We start from the raw sequence: 4342 nt of genomic DNA, 5'->3' as shown, positions 1-4342 counted from the left end.
AGTAAGACTGTCGCATCGCTATTGCCGAGGTGACAAGCAAGGCGCAGTAGTTCATTAGAGCCACCTTCATTAAGTTCTTGGTGGGCTAAGTTTTTTACCGCCGGAATCGTTAATAAAAAGCCTAGCTCATCAACATTCGGCTCTGCATCGGCGTAATCGCGTCTAACACCGCGGCGGATTAAATTACGAAGCAGGTAAAAACAGCGGCGCGCTTCCTCGGCCTCTACATCAAAAACACCAGCAGGATGGGTTTGTTCATAGGCCTCTTTACGCCCCTTTAATCCCTCGAGTTGTGCAGCTACAAACGCATAAACATACGTTTGTCCGTTTTCCTGGTCATGGGATTCAAGGTAAGCAAGACCCGCGTCAAAAGTGAGAAAATAGTTGATGATAGGGTGACGTTTACACCTAGAAGCCTCTCTAATTGCGTAGTAATCATCCGCTTTAATTGCTTTTAGCTTCTCCTCTGTACTTAAGCCCACCTCTTCTAATAAGTAGTGCAGGATTGGCAAATGACCATTTTGAGCAGCCAATCTAATCGTAAGGTAGCGATCAACTTTAATTGCTTGTAGCTTATCCTCTGTACTTAAGCCCACCTCTTCCAATAAGTACTGAAGGGTTGCCAATTGACCGTTCGAAGCAGCCCATCTAATCGCAGCGTAGCCAGATGCCTTAATTGCTTTTAATTTATCCTCTGTACTTAAGCCCACCTCTTCTAATAAATAATTCAGGGTTGGCAAATGACCCTTTCCAGCAGCATCTCTAATCGCAAAGTAATTTTCCCATTTAATTGCTTCTAGTTTATCCTCCGTACTTAAGCCCACCTCTTCTAATAAGTAGTGTAGGGTTGGCAAATGACCGTTATAAGCAGCCGCTCTAATCGCACTGAAGTCGGCTCGTTGCACCGTCCTTCTTTTAGCCTCCTTACTCCAAGGCAGGGCTTTTAGGTGCTCTACTCTGCCTTGCATACTAGCAAGCTCGAATAAGGAAAACTCCCCCACTAATCCCCAATTATCCCCTGGGTACACCTCTGTACACCGCGGAAGAGGGAGACCAAGAAGACTTAGATCAGCGGGCGAAGAGTCAAGGTAATTTTTAATTTGATTGATAGTAGTCATGGAAAAATGCAATTAAACAAAATATAATAAATTATACAATGATTACCAACAAATACATGCAAAAATTAATTAATTCCCTTAAAAAAAGAACACTTAAGCATGGAAATGTCCAGAAATAGAGAGCAATATCCCCACAAAAACAAGGCCTTTCTTGTAGGTCGAGGGGTGAGGAAGCGGAGGTCTTATGAGGATTATTTGAGCACATTATGGAGGAGGCACAACCACAGTGATGCGGCCTGTCTCCTCGGAATAAAATTAAAGGATAATTGCCCCCTTGCATACAGCTTTCTGCTTTAATTTTATTCACACGCATAATAGCCTTATAGGCAGGACGTTTTCTTGAATAAGCTTCTTTCTATAAAAACCCATGTACCTCAATAACGGAATTATTCCGTCTTTTTAAAAATTCGCCCTTTAAAAATCTGTTTTTTTTAATTACATCAATTCTTAGCCCTATCCTTCTCCCCGCACCAACCGCAAGCATTCATAAACCAGACCATTTTACTGTTCCACAGGTGCGATAGCATGGGCGCCATGCCTTAATTTAATTTTTCTTGCAAACACACTGGAACAGTTCTAAGCATTCCAACTAGGAGGCCAATAAATAACGAAAATCACGGTGTATGCACAGACTTATCCACAGAAATTGTGGATATCTTGGCTTATATTTGAGTGGAAAAAATCACAATAAATCAATAAGCACAAGGGGTTTTGCGTACTTTCATTTAATTTTTAGTGTTTTGAGAGTTGTAGCTATTGACAATTATCCACAGCGGCAAATTTGGATGGGTAGAATGAAAATCAACTATAGTAGCCAAATAAAAAAGAAAAAAACAGTCTTGACGACCACTTTTTTTAAATCCTTTTTAAAAGGAAACAGCAAAGACCTAATCGACTCTGAGTTGATGTGCACGAGTAGGCTCAGGCAACATTACCTACTGAAAGGAAAGTACCCTTTAGCAAAAACTATAAAGCAGGAGGTGGCTTTATACCAAGCAAAAAAGGATTGACCGATTTAATGGATTAAACTGCTTCTAGTAACTCGATGAAGGAAAATAATTTAAAAATTGCAGAGTTCGCTTCGGGAAAATCATTAGGATTTAAAAGCTCTTTAGAGATCCATTTAAGATCTAGTTGTCCTTCCAAACAGGATGCTGTACCAGAAAATTCGCTTACATGGAAAACAATTAGCTGGACTAATTTACCAGGACATTGGTGATTAATTTCGCCCAATAATTGCTATCCCCTTTGGTCCCTTCCTATGTATTGCCGGACTCATCTACTTATTTTGGGGAAAAGGAATAATTCATTGGTATTTGGGGTTCTACACCAGTTAGATTGCACTGAGCGGTTGGGGCCTTAGCTGTATATTTAATATTTTATCATTTATAACTCTCTATCTCTGATTCACCTCTTAGCACTAGCTTCCATGGATTTAGCTCTTTAGCTGTACTTAAAAATTAAGTAAATATATAACTCAAAATGTATAAATTATATTATAATAAATAATATAATTTATATTTATTAGTACATAACAAGGTGTCTTAATGGCCATCAATGAAACTGAGCTATACGAACACATCATTGAGTTAAAATATTACCCTGACTATTTAGAAAGCTTTTTATCAGACTACGCAGGTAGCGAAATTATCATAGAAACATTAAAAAAAAGGGACAGTGATGGCGATACACTACTCTTCCTCCACTCACTTGAGATTGCGCTAGTCTTATTAAAGGCTTTACCTAAAAAACATGTTTATAGTAGTTTAGCTATCCCCGATAGCCGGGGCAACACTCTGTTGGATTATGCTTGTGCTGAGCCTGAGCATTTATGCAAATTTCTCACATTTTTACCCGACAACACTCTTTTTAATTTTTTAATAGCTAAGAATAAAAGCGGAGTTAAGTTAATCCACCTCTTAATCGATTTCCCCTCTGATCTTATTACCCTATTAATGCGTCTAGAAAAATCAGATTTTTTGACGATATTATTAACCAGAGATGCTAACGGTAGGGCTATAGTACAGCATTTAAATGATTATAATCCTTCCGCCTTGCAACAACTCCTACTGCTTCTTCCTGCTAATCATTATGAATTAATTATAAAAGACATCAATGAATACCCTATTAAAGTATTTAGACCTGTGAGTTTGGAGGAAGAAGTTCAGAAGTTAAATGGCGTCGACCCTTTCGTTAAAATTGCAATTTCTGATCAGAAGGCAATCAGTGCTTGGGCGCAAAAGCAGGGTTTCGATTATATCCCCACCCAGGATAAAAAGAAGCAAGCAGTTGAACAGTCATTAGCCATAGGTTCAGTAGCGCTTTTAGGCCGTGCTAGTAAATCATTAGGCGTCTATAATGTTGGCGATGTTACTATAAAAAAAGGCACGGTATTAGGAACCTATGAAGGAGAGCGTAAGCCCTTTTCTTTTTTTGAAAAGGGCAAGTTGGATTATGTATATCGTCTTGATGACGATGCCGAAGGAGAAGCGATTGACGCTCATAAAAAGCGCAATTGGACGGCAATGGTAAATTCTGCTTCCTCAGAATCTATAGCTAATGTTTATGGTGCTTTAAAAAATGGTCAAATAATATATATCGCTAAAAATAACATTAAACCAGGTAGGCAGCTTTTAATTTATTATGGTGATGATTATGAATTTGATATTAATGTTCATCGTTTCTTAAGAACTGAAAATACTTGGCTTGATTCATATGATATATATCTAAAATATTCATCCTTTTATGAAAAGCCTGAAAAATGGCCAATAAATTTGAGAGGGTTAATACATGTAGAGCAGGAAAGCTTCTTTTTAAAACCTAAAATAAGTAAATTAAATTCTGAGACAGTGGATCTCCCTCTTTTATTTTTTAATGGACAAACCAGGGAAATGGAAAACCAAGATCTCCAAGAGAATCCTACTCTTTTGATGCTTGCCTGTTGGGAGGGAAATTATGATTTGGTAGAAAGACTTCTTAAAATTGGGGCGAACCCGAATATTCAGTCCAGCATTTCAGGACTAAGTGTGATTCATTTCATCGCTGCTGCAGATCTTAAAGTAGATCAAAAGATTGAACTACTTACCCTTCTTTTAACTTACGGGCTCATGTTACGCACGGTCAATTTTAAGCTGCCATATTTTTAAGCTCCTGCCAAGCAATCTGGTTCGCTCTAAGAATCAATTTGTACTTAATAGCAAAGTGATTTAAATGAGTTTTTATCT

4 protein-coding genes and 1 pseudogene are annotated in these 4342 nt (G+C 38.1%); 3 read left to right on the top strand and 2 right to left on the bottom strand.

Features of this window, described 5'->3' with window-relative positions; all coding sequences use genetic code 11:
* Positions 1 to 1118: ankyrin repeat domain-containing protein (locus ELY15_RS13880; protein ID WP_148111247.1), on the bottom strand; the 1118-nt coding region annotated here is incomplete at its 3' end.
* A gap of 794 nt (positions 1119 to 1912) precedes the next feature.
* Between ELY15_RS13880 and ELY15_RS13875 the strand changes: the two genes are divergently transcribed.
* Positions 1913 to 2128, top strand: a complete 216-nt coding sequence (locus tag ELY15_RS13875) for a hypothetical protein (protein ID WP_127101050.1) — start codon at positions 1913 to 1915, stop codon at positions 2126 to 2128.
* Positions 2129 to 2141: 13 nt separating this feature from the next.
* Here ELY15_RS13875 and ELY15_RS13870 read toward each other — a convergent pair whose 3' ends face one another.
* Entirely contained in the window at positions 2142 to 2351 is a 210-nt protein-coding gene (locus ELY15_RS13870) for a hypothetical protein (protein ID WP_127101048.1), read from the bottom strand.
* A gap of 5 nt (positions 2352 to 2356) precedes the next feature.
* Here ELY15_RS13870 and ELY15_RS16750 point away from each other — a divergent pair.
* Both ELY15_RS16750 and ELY15_RS13860 read left to right on the top strand, forming a co-directional pair.
* Positions 2357 to 2455 (top strand): annotated as a pseudogene (locus ELY15_RS16750) (prepilin peptidase); the annotation flags it as partial.
* Positions 2456 to 2665: 210 nt separating this feature from the next.
* A complete protein-coding gene (locus ELY15_RS13860; RefSeq protein WP_127101046.1) occupies positions 2666 to 4264 on the top strand; it encodes an SET domain-containing protein-lysine N-methyltransferase in 1599 nt (532 codons plus the stop codon).
* Positions 4265 to 4342: the final 78 nt, after the last annotated feature.

This window comes from Legionella sp. km772, from assembly GCF_003989735.1.
Lineage (GTDB): Bacteria > Pseudomonadota > Gammaproteobacteria > Legionellales > Legionellaceae > Legionella.
The sequence above is the reverse complement of the archived record's forward strand: the minus strand, read 5'-3'. Positions and strand labels throughout refer to the sequence as shown.

Coding starts and splice junctions, on each gene's coding strand:
- ELY15_RS13860 (WP_127101046.1), top strand. CDS start 2,666: ATGGCCATCAATGAAACTGAGCTATACGAACACATCATTGAGTTAAAA.
- ELY15_RS13875 (WP_127101050.1), top strand. CDS start 1,913: ATGAAAATCAACTATAGTAGCCAAATAAAAAAGAAAAAAACAGTCTTG.